20 protein-coding genes, 1 tRNA gene and 1 pseudogene are annotated in these 22,649 nt (G+C 40.7%); 13 read left to right on the top strand and 9 right to left on the bottom strand.

Features of this window, described 5'->3' with window-relative positions; translation table 11 throughout:
* Positions 1-2: 2 nt before the first annotated feature.
* The 3 genes from QWY93_RS10135 to QWY93_RS10125 form a co-directional block, all read right to left on the bottom strand.
* Positions 3-938: a homoserine kinase gene (locus QWY93_RS10135; RefSeq protein WP_290248116.1), complete on the bottom strand. Its 936-nt coding sequence runs from the start codon at positions 936-938 to the stop codon at positions 3-5.
* Positions 935-3,382 (bottom strand): bifunctional aspartate kinase/homoserine dehydrogenase I, encoded by a 2,448-nt coding sequence (thrA, locus tag QWY93_RS10130; protein WP_290248114.1) that lies wholly within the window; start codon positions 3,380-3,382, stop codon positions 935-937. Before thrA ends, QWY93_RS10135 begins: the two co-directional genes overlap by 4 nt.
* Before the next feature lie 737 nt (positions 3,383-4,119).
* Positions 4,120-4,581, bottom strand: coding sequence for a hypothetical protein (locus QWY93_RS10125; protein WP_290248113.1), 462 nt, complete (start codon positions 4,579-4,581; stop codon positions 4,120-4,122).
* Between the two features lie 57 nt (positions 4,582-4,638).
* Here QWY93_RS10125 and QWY93_RS10120 point away from each other — a divergent pair, with 57 nt between their 5' ends.
* Positions 4,639-4,848 carry a hypothetical protein gene (locus tag QWY93_RS10120; protein ID WP_290248112.1) on the top strand — a complete coding sequence of 70 codons (210 nt, stop codon included), beginning with the start codon at positions 4,639-4,641 and terminating at the stop codon, positions 4,846-4,848.
* Positions 4,849-4,994: 146 nt separating this feature from the next.
* On the opposite strand, the gene QWY93_RS10115 is transcribed toward QWY93_RS10120, so the two are convergent.
* On the bottom strand, positions 4,995-5,717 hold the full coding sequence (locus tag QWY93_RS10115; RefSeq protein ID WP_290248111.1) for a head GIN domain-containing protein: 723 nt from the start codon (positions 5,715-5,717) through the stop codon (positions 4,995-4,997).
* Positions 5,718-5,737: 20 nt separating this feature from the next.
* Positions 5,738-6,415: an SDR family NAD(P)-dependent oxidoreductase gene (locus QWY93_RS10110; protein ID WP_290248110.1), complete on the bottom strand. Its 678-nt coding sequence runs from the start codon at positions 6,413-6,415 to the stop codon at positions 5,738-5,740.
* A gap of 88 nt (positions 6,416-6,503) precedes the next feature.
* On the opposite strand from QWY93_RS10110, the gene QWY93_RS10105 reads away from it, so the two are divergent.
* From QWY93_RS10105 to QWY93_RS10095, 3 genes are all read left to right on the top strand, one after another.
* On the top strand, positions 6,504-7,382 hold the full coding sequence (locus QWY93_RS10105) for a mechanosensitive ion channel family protein (RefSeq protein WP_290248109.1): 879 nt from the start codon (positions 6,504-6,506) through the stop codon (positions 7,380-7,382).
* The gene (locus QWY93_RS10100; RefSeq protein ID WP_290248108.1) at positions 7,372-7,710 is read left to right on the top strand and encodes an MGMT family protein; all 339 of its coding nucleotides are present in this window, start codon (positions 7,372-7,374) and stop codon (positions 7,708-7,710) included. The genes QWY93_RS10105 and QWY93_RS10100 overlap by 11 nt, the downstream gene beginning before the upstream one ends.
* A gap of 207 nt (positions 7,711-7,917) precedes the next feature.
* Positions 7,918-8,283: a helix-turn-helix domain-containing protein gene (locus QWY93_RS10095; protein WP_290248107.1), complete on the top strand. Its 366-nt coding sequence runs from the start codon at positions 7,918-7,920 to the stop codon at positions 8,281-8,283.
* On the opposite strand, the pseudogene QWY93_RS10090 reads toward QWY93_RS10095, so the two are convergent.
* Positions 8,280-9,744 (bottom strand): annotated as a pseudogene (locus QWY93_RS10090) (sodium:solute symporter). The gene QWY93_RS10095 and the pseudogene QWY93_RS10090 overlap by 4 nt on opposite strands.
* Positions 9,745-9,797: 53 nt before the next feature.
* Here QWY93_RS10090 and QWY93_RS10085 point away from each other — a divergent pair.
* From QWY93_RS10085 to QWY93_RS10075, 3 genes are all read left to right on the top strand, one after another.
* Positions 9,798-10,091 carry an ATP-dependent Clp protease adaptor ClpS gene (locus tag QWY93_RS10085; protein ID WP_290248106.1) on the top strand — a complete coding sequence of 98 codons (294 nt, stop codon included), beginning with the start codon at positions 9,798-9,800 and terminating at the stop codon, positions 10,089-10,091.
* Between the two features lie 13 nt (positions 10,092-10,104).
* Entirely contained in the window at positions 10,105-10,725 is a 621-nt protein-coding gene (gene recR, locus QWY93_RS10080) for a recombination mediator RecR (protein WP_290248104.1), read from the top strand.
* A gap of 85 nt (positions 10,726-10,810) precedes the next feature.
* Positions 10,811-10,883, top strand: a tRNA-Ala gene (locus QWY93_RS10075).
* Positions 10,884-11,276: 393 nt separating this feature from the next.
* On the opposite strand, the gene QWY93_RS10070 is transcribed toward QWY93_RS10075, so the two are convergent.
* Positions 11,277-11,534 (bottom strand): hypothetical protein, encoded by a 258-nt coding sequence (locus QWY93_RS10070; protein ID WP_290248103.1) that lies wholly within the window; start codon positions 11,532-11,534, stop codon positions 11,277-11,279.
* Between the two features lie 352 nt (positions 11,535-11,886).
* Complete coding sequence (locus QWY93_RS10065) at positions 11,887-14,022, bottom strand: FUSC family protein (RefSeq protein WP_290248102.1); 2,136 nt, start codon at positions 14,020-14,022, stop codon at positions 11,887-11,889.
* A 569-nt stretch (positions 14,023-14,591) separates the two neighbouring features.
* On the opposite strand from QWY93_RS10065, the gene QWY93_RS10060 reads away from it, so the two are divergent.
* Genes QWY93_RS10060 through QWY93_RS10050 form a run of 3 tightly spaced genes read left to right on the top strand, consistent with a single transcriptional unit; the run spans position 14,592 to position 16,163 of the window.
* Positions 14,592-15,014: a hypothetical protein gene (locus QWY93_RS10060; RefSeq protein WP_290248101.1), complete on the top strand. Its 423-nt coding sequence runs from the start codon at positions 14,592-14,594 to the stop codon at positions 15,012-15,014.
* Between the two features lie 56 nt (positions 15,015-15,070).
* Positions 15,071-15,340, top strand: a complete 270-nt coding sequence (locus tag QWY93_RS10055; protein WP_290248100.1) for a hypothetical protein — start codon at positions 15,071-15,073, stop codon at positions 15,338-15,340.
* Between the two features lie 4 nt (positions 15,341-15,344).
* Complete coding sequence (locus QWY93_RS10050) at positions 15,345-16,163, top strand: Cof-type HAD-IIB family hydrolase (RefSeq protein WP_290248099.1); 819 nt, start codon at positions 15,345-15,347, stop codon at positions 16,161-16,163.
* Here QWY93_RS10050 and QWY93_RS10045 read toward each other — a convergent pair.
* Positions 16,158-16,838, bottom strand: coding sequence for a DUF2461 domain-containing protein (locus tag QWY93_RS10045; RefSeq protein WP_290248098.1), 681 nt, complete (start codon positions 16,836-16,838; stop codon positions 16,158-16,160). The two genes, QWY93_RS10050 and QWY93_RS10045, sit on opposite strands and share 6 nt — an antisense overlap.
* A gap of 360 nt (positions 16,839-17,198) precedes the next feature.
* On the opposite strand from QWY93_RS10045, the gene QWY93_RS10040 reads away from it, so the two are divergent.
* Genes QWY93_RS10040 through QWY93_RS10030 form a run of 3 tightly spaced genes read left to right on the top strand, consistent with a single transcriptional unit; the run spans position 17,199 to position 22,642 of the window.
* A complete protein-coding gene (locus QWY93_RS10040) occupies positions 17,199-17,690 on the top strand; it encodes a hypothetical protein (protein WP_290248097.1) in 492 nt (163 codons plus the stop codon).
* A 49-nt stretch (positions 17,691-17,739) separates the two neighbouring features.
* On the top strand, positions 17,740-19,095 hold the full coding sequence (locus QWY93_RS10035) for an MFS transporter (protein WP_290248096.1): 1,356 nt from the start codon (positions 17,740-17,742) through the stop codon (positions 19,093-19,095).
* Between the two features lie 25 nt (positions 19,096-19,120).
* Complete coding sequence (locus QWY93_RS10030) at positions 19,121-22,642, top strand: nitrate reductase (RefSeq protein ID WP_290248095.1); 3,522 nt, start codon at positions 19,121-19,123, stop codon at positions 22,640-22,642.
* Positions 22,643-22,649 lie beyond the last annotated feature (7 nt).

Here is a 22,649-nt window from a genome sequence, read left to right as displayed (position 1 = left end):
GATTATTCTTCATTGATAACATAGGCTCCACGGATGTTAACCGCAGAAACATATAAATCTACCTCTAAGCCCATTTTATTAAATACTTCCTGACTTATATCACTTACTTTATGGGCAATTTCCCTGCTGGGAGACAATATAAAGGTAGTAGGTCCAGAACCTGAAATGCCACAACCTAATGCCCCTGCTTCCTTAATGGCTTCTTTGATTTCTTCATATCCAGGGATCAAAACTGCTCTGGACGGTTCTGCAATCACATCTTGTAGAGAACGGCTGATCAAACCCATATCTTCCTGAAAAAGACCCGCAACCAATCCTGCAATATTTCCGGATTGGATGATGGCATCCTTTAAAGGCACTTGCTGCCGGAGAACACTCCTGGAATCCGCTGTATTCAGTTCAAAATGTGGATGTACCAAGGTGCAATACAAGCCATTCGGGACATGAAGCTTGGTCACATCCAGCGGATCATAACTTCTGACTAAAACGAACCCTCCTAAAAGGGATGGAGCTACATTATCTGCATGAGGGGCTCCACAGGCCACACCCTCGGCAATCATAGCAAAAGGCAATAAATCTTTTTTATCCAAAGGATTTCCCAAAAGCCGATTGGTTGCCTCTAAAGCGGCCACAGAACTTGCGGCACTGGAGCCCATTCCACTTCCCAATGGCAACCCTTTGGTCAAATGAATCTCAATTCCACCCTGGAAATCTAATTTTTCCAGCATAGCTTTAACAGCTACACTACAAGTGTTTTTATCCACATCATAGGGAAGCCTACCTTGGTCTCCTTCTATTTTGGTTACTTTAAGGCCGGGCTCCTCGGAAAAGGTAACAGTTACCCTGTCACCCAATTCCTCAACAGCAAAGCCCAGGATATCAAAACCACAGGACACATTGGCTACGGTAGCCGGTGCAAAAGCGGTTACTTTTTTCATCTTGAGTAATTCCCTAGTCTAATTATATCGGCAAAGACCCCTGCAGCAGTCACATCGGCTCCAGCTCCAGGTCCACGCACGATCATGGGGTAATCATTATATCGTTCGGTAGTAAACAAGATCATATTATCACTTCCTTTCAATGTATAGAATGGATGCTCACTGTCCAGAGCATTCAAGCCAACTTTGGCCTTCCCATTCTCAAGGGTAGCCATAAATCTCAACTTCTTCCCCTCATTATTGGCCTCTTCCAATAATTTTTGGAAATGGCCATCATGAGCTTTTAATTTTTCCATAAACTCCTCCACAGAGGAAGCATCCTGACAGTCCTCAGGCACCATACTTTGAACTTCTACATCTTCAAAATGGAGGTCCTGACCAGCATCTCTTCCCAGGATCAAAATTTTCCTTGCCACATCCATACCACTAAGGTCATCACGTGGATCAGGTTCTGTATAGCCTTTTTCCTTGGCTTGGGCTACAACTTCGCTGAAAGGAATTCCTTTTTCAAGTTCGCTGAATATATAATTCATTGAACCACTAAGTACAGCTTCAATGCTGTGGATATGGTCACCACTCAATACCAAGTCCTGAAGGGTATTGATCACCGGCAAGCCTGCAGCCACATTGGTTTCATAAAAGAACCTAACGCCGCGTTGACCAGCCAGCTTTTTAAGTTTTTTATAGGTATCCAATGGACCCGAATTGGCCTTTTTGTTAGGCGTAACGATTCCCACTTTGGCATCCAGGATTCTTTCATATACATCAGAAACATCCTGGCTGGCAGTACAATCCACCAATACGGAATTGGAAAAATTCATTCCTGACATGGTGTCGATAAACTTGTCCATATCCATAGGAATATCATTTTCATCAGGGGGAGCAACTGTATTCAGGTCAAATCCATCTTCATGGAATTTCATGTATCTTGAATTGGCCATACCATGGATTTGAATGTCCAGCATATTTTCCTCCTGAAGTTTTTTCTGCTGGCTTGCAATCATCTTGATCAAGGCTTTTCCAATCAATCCAACCCCTACCAAGAATACGTGAAGTACCTTGTAATCGGATAGGAAGAAAGCCTCATGCAAAGCATTCAGCGCTTTTTGCAGATCAGATTGGGAGATAACCGCAGAAATATTCAACTCAGAACTACCTTGGGCAATGGCAGTCACATTGACATTATTTCTGCCCAAAGCTTGGAACATACGGCCGCTGGCCCCTGGATTGTGTTGCATGTTTTCACCTACCACGGCAATCACAGCCATTTCAGGAAAAATCACCACTTCATCCATATCCCCGTTCTTAATCTCATAATAGAACTCCTGCTCAATGATCGCCTTGGCTTTAGCACCATCCTTGGATTGGATGGCTACGCAAATGCTGTGCTCTGAAGAAGCCTGACTGATCAGGATCACATTGATCTCTGCATCTGCCAAAGCCCCAAACACCCTTCGGCTTACTCCGATCACTTCTACCAAGCCTGCACCTTGGATGTTTAATAGGGATATATTTCCCATGGAGGAAATTCCCTTGATCATTTTTCCATTCCCGGAATCGTTGCTGATCAAAGTCCCTTCCTCATCTGGAGCAAAGGTATTTTTTATTACAATAGGAATATCTTTTTTCATGGCCGGCTGCATGGTGGCCGGGAAAACCACTTTGGCTCCAAAATGGGAAAGTTCCATGGCCTCACTATAACTCAAATGTGGAATAGTGAAGGCAGCGTAAACCAATTTTGGATCAGCGGTCATTACTCCAGAAACATCAGTCCAAATTTCCAAGCCTTCGGCATCCAAAGCAGAAGCAAAAATGGCTGCAGTATAATCAGAACCACTTCTTCCTACAGTGGTGGTTTCTCCTTTGGAGGTGGAACCGATAAATCCGGTAATCACTTTAAGACCTGGGTGGGAAGCAAAATAATCATTGATAAGGGCATCAGTGGTTTTGAAATCCACACGAGCATGCCCAAAGCGGTCATCAGTTTTCACAACATCCCTGGCATCAAGGTAAACCGCTTCCTTACCCCTGGCCCTCAAACCTGCCGTCAGGATAAAAGTAGCCAATCGTTCTCCAAAGCTCAGGACATAATCCATGGTTCTGTCAGAGCATTCTTTTATCAAATAAATCCCGTGGAAAAGGTCTCCCAACTCATTGAACCTTACTTTTACAAAGGTCAATGCAGTGGACTGCTGCTGCACTGGCACAAGCTTTTTCACTATAGCCATATGCCTTTTTTCCAATTCCTGCAGGATGGCATTATAGCTCTCTTCACTTTGTTGTGCGATAGAGGCACATTGAAGTAATTGTTCAGTGACTCCTCCAAAGGCGGAAAAGACAAGTGCAAAGTCTTCCTTTTCAGCTTTTTCCTCTATAATGGAAAACACCTTTTCAATATTTTCAATGCTAGAGATGGATGATCCTCCGAATTTTATAATTTTCATAAAAATGAATACGTTTTAATAACTTTCTATTGGAAATTTGGTCCAGCCCGGACCGATTAATGGCGGCAATATAATAGATACAAACGGGATTACCCCGTAATGGTGGTAGTAAAAAATGTACCGGATTTGGCAGTAGTAAAAAAGACACAGTCAACCTTCTGAATCATTTCAGCAATAATGGGGGTGATATTTATTAGGGCTGTGTTTAACATCATTTTTTATTTGAGCGACAATTCTAATTACAATTTTCAAATATCACAAATTTTACAGAATGAATTCTCATTTTATATCGGAAAAATCACAATCTCTATAAAACATAATATACTTTCAATAAGCTCTTTAGAAAAATTTTTTATTTTCCCTGGAATAAACATCACCTCGATTTGCCAGGGCGAACATTTTCTTGCAAAAGAAAAATGAATGGGGACGAGCACCACCGAAAATCAATCCCTCCAGTGCCAAACCGCAATTCCCCTTCTTTATTTGCCCTTCTTTAAAAATTTACTTGGCCTTTATCTTTCAGCTTTTGGTTCCATTTCCAAACTAACCACCTATCTGGAACTTTTAGCGCTTCACTTTAATGAATAGCCTGTTAATCGGCTGGCCGTTAATTACAGCAAGAGCTTTTCCCCACTGTTTTTCAAAGTGGCAAATATTCCAAAAAACTGAAATGCGTGGTTAATAATAAACATTCCGGGATGGTCTTCCAAAATTTTCACTTCCCTACTCCCCCCTATTTAGTAGACTGCTTCCAATTTATATTCCATTCCATTGAAACTGATTTGGTCCCCTGAGCTTTTTCCCATCATTTTTTGGGTTAAAGGCGCTTTTTCTGACATTGCAAATATCTCCTGCCCTTCTACCAAGAATTTCCCGAAACTTACAGAAACATAAAAAATAAGTTTTTGGGTGTGGACAACACATCCTTTTCTAACTGTCTCAGAATTATTTTTTAATGGTAGGCTTTTTACCATTTCCCGCTGAGTTTTATAATCCTGCAAAAGCTTTTCTGTTTTGGTTATTTCCTGCTGGACCATTTCTCTACCCGTTTCATATTTATCTCCAGCACTGCTTTTTGTGTCCTCTGCTGCGGCATTTTTCAAATGGTTGATCTGCAATTGGGCCTCCTCAATTTTTTCTTGGATCAAATGGACCAGTGCCTGGTGGATCTTGTATTTTGGAAGCGGTATCGTAGTCATACTATATCAACGGGTAAGGTTGCAAAGAAAGGGAAAATAAAAAATCCTTTGGGGCAAATGTCATTTTTTGTTTCTTTGAGCATGACTATTAAAGCAGGATTTATTGGAGGCATTGCCATTTTTCTTTTATTCATTCTTTTCAAAGGATCCATTTCCTCAGACAAAAGCCAATTGATATTTACCCTAACTTTTATCCTTCTGGAACTGATCATCATTGGTAGCGTCGCTATTCGAAAAAGAAAAAACCGGGGAATTAACAAGAAATAAACTTTAGCGAAGGGCTAAAGTGGAACAATCCCATCTCATAAAGTTCCAGAAAAAAAGGCGGGATTGATAAACATCAACGCCGCCCCTTACAGCTCTGCAGGTCTCTAAAATCACTTTTCAATACCTGTAACAGAATTGCCCAGGCATCAATTATCTTTGGAACTTTCTTTTTCAGCTCTTTTCATATGGGAGATTTCCCCTCCGGTGTTACTTTTCACGTCGACCAACTTGGGTTCACCATGAAACCAAACCTTTCCGGCAGTTGCCGCGGAACCTTTGATAGAATTATTCACCGTAATGGTAGAATTAGCTGCAGTATTGGTTCTTACCTGGGCATTTTCCACTATCAAGTCCGGTCCACTAATTTCAGATTTGGTAAAAGCCTCCAAAATCAAATCCTCCGCTTTTCCCTCTATAAAAATTTTCCCGTTTGTACTGGTTTCAAGGTCCAACTTGGCTGCACGGACTTTAGCTTCCAGATAGGAATTTGTATAAGCTCTTAATGTTACTGATTTATTTTCAATAACATTTTTCACAAAAACTTTAGCACCGGTCAAAGCTTCCACTTCTTCTATATCCACATAAGTAATGGTCACTTTTACGGTATTGGAGCCAAAATTTCCATGTGAAAGTCCCACAATTAATTGTTGTTTTTTGACCTCGGTCTCTACATCCCCCACATCTACTCCCGAAGCCGTAATTTCGATGTGGTTCCTGGTCCCCTTGACCAATTCAGCTTCAATGGAATTGGCCACTTTAACGGCTCTGAAGGAGGAAAGCTCCCTTGAATCTTTGCTGGTCTGGGCCAAAGCACCTGCTGAGAAGACCATCAAGGCCAAGCCCAGCAAAATTGCAAATTGTTTTTTCATCTTTGATCTTGGTTTTATGATCATACACCTCCATATAATTTAAAGGTTGTATTCTTTAATGAAGGACTAGTGGCAGCATAATGCATGGCTTCAGCAATCTCAACAGGACTTACCCATTTGGAAAAATCCTGGTCCGCCATGGCTTCCCTGTTTGGAGGAGTATCAATGATACTGGGCACAAACACATGGGAGCGAATGTTGGTGGACTTAATTTCCTCAGCCACGATGTCTGCCAGGCTAATCACTAAACCTTTACTCAAAGCGTATGCCACAACTGATTTACCATCGGCGGGCTGCAGGGCTGGACGTGCTCCCACATACAAAAAAGTCCCCTTATTTGCCTTTTTAAACACCGGTAAAAAGGCTTTTGTCATATTATAAGCACTATAAAAATTTAATTGGAACATTCCTTCCACATCTTCTTTCGAGGTTTGGTTTAGATCGCCCATACCAAAGCCACCTACCAACATGGCCACTGCCTCTAGCTCACCATATTGCAATGCAAACTCTTTAGCAAAGCCTATTACAGCTTCCTCATCTGTCACATCCAGCTCATAGACATCATCGGCTTCCTCCAGCTCATCACTACTCCCCGGAGCAATGGTGGCAATTACTTTAAATCCCTCTCTTTTAAACTTTTCCACTACAGATCGACCCAAATTTCCCGCAGCACCTGTGATGATGATATTTCTATTCATATTCCTAAAATTGTTATGTTAGCTATTTTTGATTACTATTGGTACAAAAACTATAATCTTAAAATTAAGATTAATTTCCGAAATCCATATGGTTAACGAAAAAACAAAAATCCGCCTGAAGGAAACCAGAAAAAGCTGGATTTTCCTCCTGAAGGTGTTATTTTACTTTGTACTGTATTGGCGTTATGACAGAATACTTGACGAACTTCTTCCTATTTTTCCATTATTTGACAACTTCCTAAAAGCCCTCACCTTTATGCTGGGCGGGAATATCTTGGTTTCATTGGGAAGAATTCTTTCTGTCCATTTTTATCTGAGAAAAAAGGGCCAGGATCCCCTTCAAAGTAATTTCGTACTTGGAATCAACCGGATCGCAGGGATTCTGAATGTAGCCATCCTAACCATATCCATGATGTTCCTTTTTGGAATCAAACCTTTGGAGTTTTTCACCAGTATTACTATTGTGGCCGCTGCTATTGCCTTATTATCGAAAGATTACATCACCAATATGATCAATGGCCTGATCATCATGTTCTCTGATCAACTTTCCCTGGGTGACATCGTCAAAATAGGAGACCACCAGGGCAAAGTAATTGATGTCACCTTGCTTAATATGGTCTTGATCAATGAAGACTCAGACATTGTCATGATTCCCAACAGCTCGGTATTAACCTCTCAAATCCTTAACCACTCCAAACAAAATATCAAAAAACTCACGTTTGAGTTTGAAATGAAAATCACTAAATCCCTTGAAGTCAACCAAATTGAATCCAGATTAAGAGAAACATTAAATTCCTTTGATACCTATATCAATAAGAACTCCATAAATTTAAAGACAATGGCCATCCAAAAGGAGGGCGTCAAATTTAAATTTCAATTTTTATTGAGCAGCCCCAAGAGAGACAAGGAAAAAGAAATCAAAAGAATCATTAACCAAACCATTATTGAAATAGCCTGTGACAATTAAAAAAAACAATTTCTTTAATTTGGTTTATCAGGTGGTCCGATTGATCCCCAAGGGAAGAGTAAGTACTTATGGAGCGGTAGCTGCCTACCTTGGTGCCAAATCGGGGGCTCGCACTGTTGGTTATGCCATGAACGCTTCTCATACAGTTCCCAATGTCCCAGCACATAGGGTAGTCAACAGACTTGGGCTCTTAACAGGAAAAAATCATTTTGAGTCACCCCAAAAAATGCAAAAACTTTTAGAAAATGAAGGGGTAAGGGTCATTAATGACAAAGTTGTGGATTTTGAGGCTATTTTCTGGGACCCAAGTGAGGAACTTTGTCTATAAAAAGTAAAATTTTACACCATTTTCCCTCATCCTAAATAGCTAGTACCATCTATTCCATGAAATTATACCTACTAAAATTATGACTTTATTACCAATCAAGTAATTTTAACGAACTCAAAATACGTGTTTTTGGTTCTATTAAAAAAATCAAGAAAAATGTGTACGCTTTTTGCAAGCAGTATTTCGATTTGAATAAAACACCTACATATGGAAAGAGAATTAAAAAGACACATTGCCGAAAATCTAAGGAAATACAGGGTCCTCAGAGGGTTCACTCAGGAGTACATAGCTGATTACCTTGGCAAAAAAGATTATACGGCTTATTCGCGTTATGAACAAGGACGTTCAAACCTAAAAATGGATGACGCAATCAAACTTTCTACCTTGTATGAGGTTGAAGTACAAGACCTGATCAAAGGTGCACCTTCCATCAATAATTCCACGGAATCCACACCCAATGTCGAAAAAAATCTTTCTGTGCTAATCACCCTTGACGGCACCTTGGAAACCTTGGAAAACCAGTTAAAAAGGTTAAAAAAAATGAATGCAATGATTGAAAAAGGGGAAATTTAATAATTTCTCCTTTTATGCTTTCTCACCCGAAAGCAGCACAATCCCAAAAACATCAACAGGCCATTTAGGATCAATATTTCAAATCCAAAACGGTAACCCCAGAACCATTCTTCAGAGTTTTTGCTAATGATATAGGCAATTAAGGGTGCCAAAACAGAAATGTAAGGCACTACTTTATCCTTTATTTGGTAGTTGGTAAATAAACCAAATGCGTACAGGCCTAATAAAGGGCCATACGTATAGCCTGCAATAATGAATACAGCGGTGATTACACTTTGATCATTAATCCACCAAAATGCCAATACCACTAAAAACATCAAAGCGGTGAAAGAAAGGTGAACCTTTTTCCGGATCGAATACTGCCTATCTCCATCATATTTTTTTTCGATTCCCAAAAAGTCATAACAAAAAGAGGTCGTCAATGCGGTTAAAGCTGAGTCTGCACTGGAATAGGCGGCTGCAATTATCCCCAAGACAAAAACTATTCCGGCAAAAACACTGAAATGCTGTGTGGCCAATAAGGGGTACAAATCGTCTGAACGCTCTGGAAGAGCAATAGCATTTGCATTTGCATACATATAAAGTAAAGTCCCCAACATAAGGAAGAACAGGTTGACGACAACCAGGATGATGGTAAACCAAAACATATTTTTCTGAGCGTCACCAATGCTTTTGCAGGTAAGGTTTTTCTGCATCATATCCTGATCAAGTCCCGTCATTACGATGGTAATAAAAGCCCCTGAAGCAAATTGCTTGAAAAAATTGGTGCTTGACTGCCAGTTCCAATTAAAAATTTTGGATTGTGGCGTTGCTCTTACCTTTGTCCACAAATCCTGAAAGCCATCAATTCCTAGGTCTTGGGAAATCAAATAAATGCTGGTACCCACCGCCAAAAGCATAAAGAGAGTCTGCAAAGTATCAGTCCACACAACCGTTTTGATTCCCCCGCGATGGGTATACAGCCAGATCAAGGATACCGTTACCAGTACCGAAATCCAAAAAGGAACCCCCCATTGGTCAAATAGTATCAATTGCAAGACACTGGCTACCAAAAACACCCGTATAGAAGACCCCAATGTTCTTGATAACAAAAAGAAAAAGGCTCCGGTCTTGTAAGACCAAAAACCAAACCGACTTTCCATGTAGGTATAAATGGACACCAGATTTAAGCGGTAGTAAAGTGGCAAGAGTACTTTTCCTATAAACAGGTAGCCTAAAGTATACCCCAGAACCACCTGGAAATAATGAAAATTGGTATTTCCAACCTCACCTGGCACGGAAATAAAAGTCACACCAGATAGTGATGCTCCTATCATACCAAAAGCCACCAAAAACCATGGAGATTGGCGATCGCCGGTAAAAAAAAGTTTCTTTTGAAATTTTACGGGTTGTTAACCAGGAGATTAGGAACAACAACAGAAAATAGGACGTTATAACAACAATTACTAACTTTGAATCCATGGAGTTAAAAGATAAAGGGTGCTAATTTGTCTATTATTCTTTAACTTTGCAAAATGAATATGCAACCATTAGAACATACTGCAGAAGAGGAAATTGAGATCTTACTGGAAAACCTGGTAGATACGGAAGAGCATGATTTGGTGGTGTTTAATGACGACGTCAATACTTTCGAGCATGTCACCAAGATTCTGATCAAGGTTTGCAAACACAGTCAGGAACAGGCCGAACAATGCACTTTAATCATCCATTACAGGGGTAAATGCGCGGTCAAAAAAGGCAGTGAAAACCAGTTGAAGCCTATGTGCCAATCCATTCTGGATGCAGGCATTCAGGCAGCCATCGTCTAAAAATTACCTTCCGTTGAATTTTCCTTCAAAATTAATCGAAGAGGCGGTCCAGGAGATCAGCAGGTTACCCGGTATTGGCAAGAAAACCGCTTTAAGGCTTGCCCTGCATCTTTTAAAACAACCTGAAATGGTGACCGAAAGCCTGACCCAGGCCATGACCAAGCTCAGGACAGAAACCCGCTTTTGTAAATTATGCCATAACATCTCCGACGATGACATTTGCCCCATTTGCAAAGGCGTCCACAGGGACAAAGGTTTGATATGTGTGGTAGAAGACATTCCTGACGTTTTGGCTATTGAAAACACCTCCCAGTACAATGGGCTTTACCATGTTTTGGGCGGAGTGATCTCCCCTATCCAAGGAGTAGGCCCGGAAGAATTAAAAATCGATTCCCTATTACAAAGAATTGACCAGCCTTCTACTGAGGGACAAGTACAAGAGGTCATTTTAGCATTGCCCTCCACTATGGAAGGAGATACCACTTCATTTTTTATTTCGAGAAAACTTAAGGAAAGAGGCATCAAAGTAAGCACAATTGCCCGGGGAATTCCGATCGGAGGAGAGTTGGAATACACCGATGAGGTAACGCTGGGACGCAGTATCCTGACAAGAGTAAATTATTCTACTGATTAATCAGATTTTCTCTTGCATTGAAAAAAACCAATTTCTATATTTGCGCTCTCGTTCAGGAAAAACGAGGCTTAAAAAACCAACCATCGGGGATTAGCTCAGTTGGCTAGAGCGCTACACTGGCAGTGTAGAGGTCATCGGTTCGAATCCGATATTCTCCACTAAAAGGCTTGTCGAAAGACAGGCCATTTTTGTTTTGCAGCCATTTCATTTTTGGAAAGTGGAATTACAAATTCCCAAGATAGAAAGGTGTAGTCGCAGACTACACCTAGAGTACAAAACCAAGAATAAGGCCCCTAAAACAAACTCGGTTTAGATTTTTTCCACAAATTAATTTAGGAGCTAGGTGAAGTTTGCAACTTCATCCCTTTTATTATTTCAATTTGAAATTGACCATCTCAATTTACAACACCACACTCTCTCTAAATCCGCACAGGTCAATTGAATAAGGTACAGTTCTTCGCTGAGCAGGTATACTTCCTGGGAATCACCATTCGACCTCTAGATCAAGAATCATAATACTGGATTATTAAAAGCAAAAAAAACCATCCGGATTAAAGGATGGCTTTTTCTTTCTGTTCTCTTCGCTTTTGGTCTTCTAATGGTCTTCTCATTTGAGGAAGTTTGTACCTATTGTTATTCAAAACATTACTGGTTGCAAAACACTCTTGGTTTACCCATTCCCTCAATTCTTTCGCTTCGTTCTTGTTTAATAATCTGAGTGCTTTCTTATACTCCTTCTCCCACAGCCTCTTATCAAAACGCACCTTTTCCAAAATCAATTTGTAATAATCAAAATAGGATGTTTTCATAATTACTGGTTTTAATTACTACAACAAAGAAATATTAAATCGAGAGTGACTTATACTCTATATAAAAGAACCGTAAACTAAAAATTCAGGAGGAGAATGTGTTTGTAATTCTGTCCATTTATACATCAAAAACATGATCATAATAGGTTTTAACCTGTTAAATCAGTATAATAATTACGAACGGGCGAGAAAATGGTTTTAAAAAATTAAATTTTAGCCATGTTTTTAACCTGTTCAACCCCTGACTGTAAACCCTCGTGATGGTGAAGTTTGGAACTTAAACCTTTTTTTCAATAGAATTTTAAATTAACCCACTCAAATAAAATTAATAATACATCAGCTTACATTCCAATTAAACCTCCCCACTCACTTTCTCTAAATCCGCACAGGTCTTTTGGATTAGATAAAGTTGTTCACTAAGCAGGTCTTCTTCTTGGTCTTTTGCTGGTTTTAATAGATCATCTTTTCCCAAAGCAGGAAATTTTACACGGAATTTTTGGCCATTAAGTTTCTTAATAGCTTTCTGTAGATGGTTTCGGGAGCGTTTGATCATAATAATTTGGTCTTGGGTGGAAAGCACCAATTCAGACCGATCCAGATTGGTGGACAAAGTGGAAAGGTAAGAGGCCAGCATATGACTGAGGACCATAAACTGGTGCATGGCTTCTTTGTTTTTTTGTTTACCCTTGGGCTCTTCCAGCATGCGTTGGAAGGCAGCCGCCAAATTAGCTGTTTCCAAATGGAGCTTTTTCCTGGAAAGCCGGTAGGCTATTTCATCAAAAGCACCCGGATCAAATCGGCAAATTAATTGTTGGAGATATTCCAGGTTGGCCTTAAGGACATTACCCATCAATACATGAACTCCTCTAGACTCCCAAATAGGAAAAAGGTAATGACTGGCCAAAAATGCCAAACCAGATCCTAAAAACGTATCCAAAATCCTTTCCCTTGCAATCATAAAATTGGCCTCTGGGTAAATGAACCCATAGAGGATAAAAATAAATGGCGTCATAAAAACTACCCCAACCACATACCTTATCCTCCAAAAGGAATAGGCCAACACCATAAATACCACCATGATAAAAAACCGGACCGTCACATCTTCAACCCACCATAAAATCAACACCCCTGTAGTTCCTCCAATTGCGGTACCGATGATCCGCTCCATATTCCTTTTCTTGGTGATACTAAAGCCTGGTCTTAGAATGACCACAATTGTTAGGACCACCCAATAGGAATGTTGCCCCAATGTAAGTTGAAGAGAAATCAAATAGCCCACCAAACAGGTCAAAGATAACCTAAGGGCATGGCGAAGGACTGATGATTGGAAGGTGAAATTATTTTTCAACACCTTAGGGTCAAAATCCTGATGGGAAACAAATTTGGGAAGACTTTCCTCCTTATCCCTGGAAAGGAAGACCACCTCCTCCTGCTGAAAAATATGGAACATATTGTTAACCCTCTTGCTGATACTTTTTAGATTGACATAAATTTTTCTCAGCATCAACACCCTCTCCCCCTTTTGTGCCAAGGTATCAATTTCCTCTTTGAGTCCTTTGAGGGTTTTGCTTATTGGATATTTTCTTTTGGGTTCTTCGTTATTATTCAGGGCATGCCCAAGGTTTGACATTTCATCAGCAACCATAATTATGGCCTGACCAAAATGATCAAGCACCTTATAAAGGCCATACATTCTTCTTAACTCATTATAATCATAATGAACGGACATAGATTGCTCAAAAATATCAAGAGAATCTACGAAAACCATTATCAATACCCTTCCGGACCGGACGGATTCACCAACCTTTACCCGTGCCTTAAAAAGCATTTCCCTTACGTTTTGCTGATGTTCATTTACCTTAACCTGCTGTTTAGATAATTTTTGAAAGTTGGAAGGCACCTCCACTTTTTCCAGAAAGAAATTCCCCTTCAACCGGATATAATGAGCTATATGCAGGATACATTCCCCTAGAGCCTGCTGGGCCACCCTAAATGGACGAATTTCCATTAGGGAAAGACTTAATGCCGTATACCAAACCCCTCCTGCTAAAACACAGAGCGCGTACCACCAATTATCCCCGGATGTTTTATGCTGGTCAATTGAAATGGCCATTGCCAATAAAGCTGCAGTCCCCACGGAAGCCGCCCGGTTTCCGTAGGAAGTATACATGGCAAAGACAAAACAGAAAAAAGCAATAACAACTCCCAGAATTATGGTATTTTCATTGGCAAATCCCGTAACCAGGGCACTGACAAAGACGCTTACACAGGCCACCAACATCCCTGCCCTTCTGTGAGAAATAGGGCCTGAAGTATCCGAAATACTGACAAAAAATGCCCCTAAAGAAATAATAAGGCCGGTTTTGAATTCATCGAAAAATGAAAAAACCAAGGCAGGCAATAGCACCCCTAGGGTGATTTTTACCCCATCAGCAAAATATTGCCCCAGTAGAAAACTTTTTATTTCAGATGATTTAAGAAAAGTCATTTTAAAATTTATAAACGAATTTATAAAAGCTTGTCCATTAATTTAAGACATAGGCCTTAATTTCATAAAATCAACAAAAAACAAATCTTTCTTTCCAATTTTAGCCCTTTAACTCACCCCCTCAAAACCCTAGTTATAAAGCAGTTACTCATCAATTCAAATTCTATCCAATCAGAACCCATTAAACCTTATTTTTTAAGTTGCCATTTTTTGAAGACACTTTTTGGATTGACCTTAGTATTAAAATTTTGTAGATAAGACCGCTATAGCCTTTGTCCTATCAGGCTGCACATTTGCCATTATGAAATATTATTAAAAGGGCTTGGCATCCTACTGAGGCAGGTTCCCCCTCCGCCTTCAGCGAATGAGGAGGGATGTTTTCCTAAATCGAACTGGGATCATTAATTTTTCAAAAACCTCAAAATATTTTCCATATCTTATTAATCCTCTCTATTTTAGGTGAATTAAGTATGATTTCTCAATCATTTTTTTTGATTAAGTTATTTTCAAACCCCAAATGACATTACTCTTATTAAATCCATTCTTAAATGGACAGTAAACTTCTTTGTATGAAAAAATTCAGATCATCATGTCTAATAACTCTGATATTGATTACTGGGGTAATTTCCTCCTGCAGTTGTAATCCCGAAAAGGTTTTTCAAATTGTCTCTTATTTTTCCAGCACATTTAAAGGGGTAGAAGATGCCCGTTCAATAGGCCAGTTCGGCAGAGTGGAAGCAAATATAAATAAAGACCTAGCCCATGGGGTAAGCACCATTAATCTAAAATTATACAATGGAAAATTACCATCTTTATACGAAAATGAGGCCAATATTGCCAGGCAATGTGCAAAAGCTTTTATCCTGGGCTCCGATACTGAAGACTATGATGAGATAATAGTTTTTATCATCAAAACAGGAAACTCTCAATCAGAAAAAATCATTTACAAAAGCCAGTACAAGTTTGAAGTCCCCTCATTAGTTGAAGAATAATCAACAAATAGCTCGAAACAATCCCTCTTAAAATACAACCTAATAACCCAATTTTCATGAATCAATTCAACGCACCCTATCAACCACAACTAAAAAGTGTTTCCATAGGAGACTGGGTAATCACGATCATTGTTACCTCCATACCCATCATCGGATTTATTTTTTTGGTGGTTTGGGCATTGGATAAGACCATCCCCGAGAGTAAGTCTAACTATGCAAAAGCTTGCCTTATTCTGTATGTTTTGTTTTTCATGTTAGCTGTCCTTTTTGTAGGGATCATTGGAATTAGTACCTTTGGACCTCCTTTCTTTTCAAGACCCCATTAAAACTATGAACATCAAAGCCATTTGTACGGACATCGACGGCACCTTATTGAACAAGAACAGGGAACTTTCTGACAGAACCCTCAATGCCATCAAAAATCTCCCCGCTGACTTCCCTTTCATACTTGCTTCTTCCAGAATGCCAAGTGCCATGAGGCATTTGCAGGAGGACATGCAAAGGCTGGATAATCCATTAATCTGTTACAATGGCGGTTATATTCTTCATTTTGATTCAAATGGGGCTGAAATCCTGGACACCGTAAAAATCCCCATTGACATCTGCAGTCAAATCAGCCAATTGGCTGAGGGTTCCTCGATTCATATTAGTCTTTACCACGAAGATGAATGGTATGCCCCTCAGGATGACCATTGGACTCAAAGGGAAATTACCAGCACCAAAGTAACCCCGACTATTAAACGCTGGGAAGCGGTTAAGCAGGACTGGACATCCCGAAACGCTAGTCCCCATAAAGTAATGTGCATGGGGCCTGCTGAGGAAATTGATCATTTATTCAACTCCTTATCAAAAACCAATCAAGAAGACCTCCACCTCTATCGCTCAAAGGATACTTATATCGAAATTGCCCCCAAAGCGATTTCAAAGGCAAGTGCCTTAGAGCTCCTTTTAAGCAAAAAGTTTGACATTTCCCTTGACGAAGTGATGGCATTTGGGGATAATTACAACGATATCGACATGCTCCAATCCGTTGGTCTGGGCATTGCTGTGGGTAATGCAAGAGATGAAGTAAAAGCAGCAGCAAAGGAAATCACAGCCAAAAACACCGAAGACGGAGTGGCTCAAATGATTGAGAAATATTGCCTATAATAACCCTTCCCCGGTTTCCACATCCTCCACGGCCTTGACCAAAAAATCCTGAAAAGGCTTCAATAGCATGAAATCATCGATGATTTTCCCTATTAAACCTTGAGAGGTTATATCCTTATCACTTAAAGTATGGGTAAAAATAAAGCTTTTCAACCTGAGCAAATCAATATAAGGATGATCAGCATTATAATCTCTGGGTGAAGTTTTAAGCCGTTCACCCTGTATTTCCCCAAACCGCTTATGGATACTGGGCTCATTTATTATCCTTAGCATTTCTTCTCCCGAATAGTCAATTTCCTGCCTGATTTTTTTCAAAACCTCTGGTGGGGGCATCCAAATCCCCCCGGCCAAAAAACTTTCCCCGGGCTGAATATGCAGATAATACCCCGGCATGTTTGATTTTTTCCCTTCTACCGCAAATAAAGCTGCCATATTAATTTTATAAGGGGCTTTATTGGAAGAAAATCTAATATCCCGGTTTTGCCGAAAAACACAATCCTTTGCCTTTAAAGGTTCAAGACCAGGCTCTAATTTTACCATTTCTATTAATAAAGCCTCAACCAGCTCTAAAAATTCACTCCTTGCATTTTGGTACCAATCCCTATGAGCATCCATCCACTCCTTTGAATTGTTTTCAGCCAATTCTTCCAAAAATTTTAAAACATTTTTCATCATACCCATTTCAATATTTTGAGCCTGGTTAAAATTAAAACTAATTTTGATCCTTTTGGCAAAAAAAAGAAAATTACCGCCTAAAACCCACCCCTAAAAACCCGTTCGATTACGTAATCTATTAAAAACTACGTAAATTTAATTACGTATTTTTACTTATTATTGAAAATCATTTCATATATTAGCGGTTACAAACAGGGAAGTGCGAAATCTAACCCTTCAGGATTATGGGCATAGGATAGACATGAAAAAGTAAGAGGAATAGCGTTCAACCATGTTTTTCCTATGCTCCATTCACCTTTTAACAACAAAGGAATCCATTCCCTGAAATCTGGACCTATTGGGTTTTCAAAACTACAGTAAATGACCGTAATTTTACGTAATACAGCATTAACCTTTCAAAATTCCCTATTGGGTTTTGACCTTTTTAAGGTCAAAACAGCAGCAATTCGGGGTTTATTGGACAATGGCTGTTCATGTGACCCAATGGAGCATTCCGGGGAAATTTATGAATCGAAGATTAAATTTCACTTGGAGTATAATTCTCTTTTCAAATGCCCCAAAATCAATAATTACAAATTAAAATCAGGCGAGCTAATCTCGGCCGATGAAAATAAAAGCCAAAAGAAGAGGGAGCTTTTGGTGGGGAATTTCTCGGCCTTGATAGCTTCCCCCCTGATTTCTATCAATAAATTACTCAGGCTATTTGATCAAATCATCAGTTATGGCCAGCCTATAAAAGTCAATTTCAAACACCCAGTAACCAAAGAAAAACCAACAACCAAAGCTTCTGCTGAAAAAAGCTGGGCTGGGGTCATATTGGCTCCAGTCCCAAGCTTTTTGACTGCAAAATAAACCCAGAAACGAATCAAAAAGGTTTCCCTTCAATTTAAGCTTTACACACATGAATTCAACAACTAAAAAAGCCACTTCAATTAACCTACTGGACTTTAAGTCCCCACAAATGCGGGCTTTCCATTTGTCATGGTTTGCCTTCTTTTTGTGCTTCTTTGGCTGGTTTGGAATTGCGCCATTGATGGCTGTGGTCCGGGAAGAGCTTGAATTGACCAAATCCCAGATAGGAAACATTATCATTGCTTCTGTGTCAATAACCGTTTTGGCCAGACTGGGAATTGGTTGGCTGGTTGATAGAATTGGACCAAGAATTACCTATACATACCTATTAATCCTAGGATCCTTTCCTGTGATGTTCATTGGAATGAGTGACAGCTATGAGACGTTCCTGCTCTTCCGCTTGATCATTGGAATGATCGGATCATCTTTTGTGATTACCCAGTACCACACTTCTGTCATGTTTGCCCCTAATATAGTCGGAACGGCCAATGCCACTTCCGCAGGCTGGGGCAACCTGGGAGGAGGGGTTACCCAAATGGTCATGCCATTGATATTTGCCTTATTTATTTCTTTTGGCTTTTTGGAAGCGGAAGCTTGGAGATACGCCATGGTTGTTCCAGGAATTGCCATGATCATCACGGGGTTTCTCTACTACCATTACACTACAGATTTCCCTGAAGGAAATATTGATGAATTGAGCAAAAAGGACCTTGAATATAAGAAAAAGAAAAAATCTGATGGCAAAGGAGCCCTTAAAGCTGCGGTGACTGACAAAAGAGTTTGGTGCCTATTTCTTGTTTATGGAGCCAGCTTTGGAATCGAACTTACCATCAACAATATTGCAGCCATATATTATCACGATTTCTTCAAGTTGGACCTTAAAACTGCAGGTTTAATTGCAGGTTTGTTTGGGGGCATGAACTTATTTGCCCGTTCTCTTGGAGGTTTTTTCGGAGACCGTTCGGGCATCAAATGGGGTCTCAAAGGCCGGGTAGGATTCTTGGGAGTTGTAGTTTTGATTGAAGGGTTTGCCCTTATCCTTTTCTCCCAAATGACCCTTTTACCAATTGCTATAGGAACCATGATCGTATTCAGTCTTTTTGTCCAAATGGCAGAAGGCGCAACATATTCCGTGGTCCCATTTGTAAATAAAAAAGCTATTGGAATCATATCCGGAATCGTAGGTGCCGGAGGTAATGCAGGTGCGGTTATGGCCGGCTTTTTATTCAAAATGGAAGGCGTTACCTATGGAGAATCCCTATGTGCATTAGGCATTGCCGTTGTGGCAATTAGTTCAACGACTCTTCTTATCAGGTTCTCTGAACAGGATGAGAAATCAGCAAAAGAAGAGCTGGAAGAGTCTCTGGCTGAAAAAAAACTTCAGCCTGAATTAGTAAATAGTTAAAATTTAAATCAAATCCATCTATCATATGTCAATGGCAAAGGCAGAAAGGTATAAAAGTACTTGTTCTTACTGTGGTGTAGGATGCGGTATCATAGTCCAAAAGGATCAAAAAGGTAAGGTGTCCGTTGAAGGAGACCCAGACCATCCTGTCAACAAGGGAATGTTATGCTCCAAAGGCATGAACCTGCACTACGTGGTGGAAGACAAGTCTGACCGGCTACTCCATCCACAAATGAGATGGGGAAAATCCCATCCCCTTGAAAAAGTGGACTGGGATACTGCAATAAACCGGGCAGGAGCTGTATTCAAATCCATTATCAAAAAACATGGACCCGAATCAGTTGCCTTTTATGTCTCCGGCCAGTGTTTGACCGAAGAATATTACCTGGTCAACAAACTGGCCAAAGGTTTCCTTAAAACCAATAATATAGACACCAACTCCAGGCTTTGCATGAGCTCTGCAGTAATGGGATATGTGAAAACCCTAGGCGAGGACAGTGTCCCCATTGCTTATGAAGACATTGAACTGGCAGACTGCTTTTTAGTTACTGGTGCTAACCCAGCCTGGTGTCACCCTATCCTCTGGAGAAGGGTGGAAAGTCACAAAGAAGCTAACCCTGACACCAAAATTATCGTGGTGGACCCAAGGGTTACCCAAACCTGCTCTCTTGCAGATTTACATTTACAGATCAATCCAGGCACAGACGAAACCTTGTACCTGGCCATTGGAAGGTGTTTGATAGAACAAGGTGACATTGACCTTGATTTCATTGAAAAACATACTGATGGTTTCGAAGCCTACAAGGAAATAGCCATGGGAACTTCACTGGAGGAAGCCTCCATTATTTGTGGAGTCCCGGTTTCAGATATCAAAAAAGCAGCCAGTTATATTGGAGATGCCAAAGGTTTCCTATCCCTATGGGCTATGGGCTTGAACCAAAGTGCTGAGGGGGTCAATAAAAACCTGGCCCTAATAGACCTGAATTTGATCACAGGACATATCGGCAAGCCGGGTTCCGGACCCTTCTCCCTAACAGGACAACCCAATGCAATGGGTGGCCGTGAAGTGGGGGGAATGGCTACTTTGTTAGCCTCACACAGGAACTTAGCCAATCCCGAGCACAGAAAAGAGGTTGCTGACTTCTGGGGGGTTGATGAGATCCCCGCCCAACCAGGTAAAACCGCAACGCAGATTTTCGAAGGCTTGGAAGATGGAAGCATCAAAGCCCTATGGATTATCTGTACCAATCCATTGGTCAGCATGCCGGATGCCAGAAAGGTTGAAGCAGCCCTTAAGAAGGCCAAATTTGTGGTCGTTCAAGAAATCTCCAACAAGGCAGAGGCCATCCCTTATGCGGATTTGGTTTTGCCGGCAGCAGGATGGGGTGAAAAAGAGGGTACCATGACCAATTCCGAAAGGAGAATCAGTTACCTCAACAAATTCACCGATGCTCCTGGAGAGGCTCTCCCTGATGCAGAAATCTTACTCAGGTTTGCCCAAAAAATGGGCTTCCCAGGTTTTGACTATAAAAACATGGGTGAGGTCTATGCGGAATATTGCCGAATGACCAAAGGGACCAATATTGACATTTCAGGGTTGGATTATGACTTTTTAAAAGAAAATGGAACTGTTCAGTGGCCATTTGTCGATAAGTCAAAAGGAGGAACACCAAGGCTGTTTACGGATAAAAAATTCTACACGCCAAACCAGCGTGCACAAATATTAGCTGCAGGTCCGAAAAACAAAACCGAGCTTCCTACAGGGGTTCTACCATTGATCCTGACTACAGGAAGGATTAGGGATCAATGGCATACGATGACCCGTACGGGAAAAGTGAGTAAATTGAACAAACATATCCCTTCTCCCTTCCTTGAAATTCATCCTGAAGATGCTGCAGAAAGAGGCATTAATGATGGAGACACAGTTCTGGTTAATGGTAACCGGGGAGAGGTCCGTGTCCACGCACAAGTCACCGACAAGATCAAAAAAGGAGTGGTATTCCTTCCCATGCACTGGGGAAAAATCTTAAAAAATGACTTTGCCCGGGCCAATAATATTACAGGAAACGCCATCGACCCCGTTTCCAAACAGCCGGATTTCAAATACTCCGCTGTACAAGTTTCCCTTTACAAAAAGCCAAAACAAAGAATAGTCATTGTAGGAGCTGGGGCGGCTGCTTACCGCTTTATTAATACCTACAGGGAATTTAACAAGGAGGATGAAATCCATGTATTCTCCAAAGAAAAATATCCCTTTTACAACAGGGTATTACTTCCGGATTATGTAAACAAACATAGGACTTGGGAAGATTTGCAAAAATTCAAGTCCTCCAGTGAAATGGAAAAACTCAACATTAACTTATATGTTGAAAATGGAATTGAATCTATTGACAGGTCCAATAAGTCTGTAACCGATGAAAAAGGAAGGGTACACCACTATGATACCTTGATCCTCGCAACCGGTAGCCGGGCTTTTGTTCCAGGCGATGTACCTATGCATTTGCCAGGTGTTTTCACCATGAGAAACAGGCAAAATGCTGATGAACTGAAGGAATACATGGACTATAAGGGCCATGTAGTGATTGTAGGAGGAGGTTTGCTCGGCCTTGAATTGGCAGCAGCCCTTCGGGAAATCAATATTGACGTCACTATCATCCAGCTTGGCTCAAGATTGATGGAACGTCAGTTGGATCCTATGGCAAGTTCCTTGCTCCGGGAAAAAATCGAGGAAATGGGAGTTCAGCTCTTTATGAACAACCAGGTTTCCCACTTGGAAGCCCAGGGAGATCAGAAAAAGATAACAGCCAGCCTGAAAAGTGGCCAGTCCATCCCATGCAATGCGGTTGTATACGCAATTGGAACAAGGCCAAACGTAGAATTGGCGAAATCAACAGGTCTGGATTGCGGAAGAGGAATTAAAGTCAATGATTACCTGCAAACCAGTGACCCATCCATCTTTGCCATGGGGGAAATTGCTGAACATAAAGGGAAACTCAATGGCATTACAGCAGCTGCAGAAGCCCAAGCAGACAATGCGGCCAGATTTATCACTGGAGACTTATTGAGCCTATATAAGGGATCTATTCCAATGAATATCCTTAAATTCTCCGACCTGGACCTTTGCTCCATGGGTATTCCAGAAAAACCAGCCAATGGAGAGGGATATGAGGAAATATTACTGATCGATACCGCTCAAACATACTATAAAAAATGTATCGTTTACAAAGACCGATTAGTAGGAGCCATCCTTATGGGGGATAAAACCGAATTTGCGGAATTTAAAGAACTCATTGAAGAAAAAACCGAACTTTCCAAAAAACGTCAAGAATTGTTAAGAGGCAATTCCAATAAAGAAGAAATGATTGGAGAAATGGTTTGTTCATGCGGAAATGTCGGTAAAGGAAATATCACTAAAGCCATCCAATCCGGATGTCAGGAATTCCGTCAGCTCTGTCAACAAACTGGGGCCGGACTTGGATGCGGAAGCTGCAAACCAGAAGTCAAAGGCATCCTGGATGATGAGCTTAGTGCTTTGGTGGATGCCTAATGGGCAG

Source organism: Echinicola jeungdonensis, assembly GCF_030409905.1.
Classification (GTDB): Bacteria; Bacteroidota; Bacteroidia; order Cytophagales; family Cyclobacteriaceae; genus Echinicola; species Echinicola jeungdonensis.
This window is presented reverse-complemented; position numbering and strand designations above follow the sequence as displayed.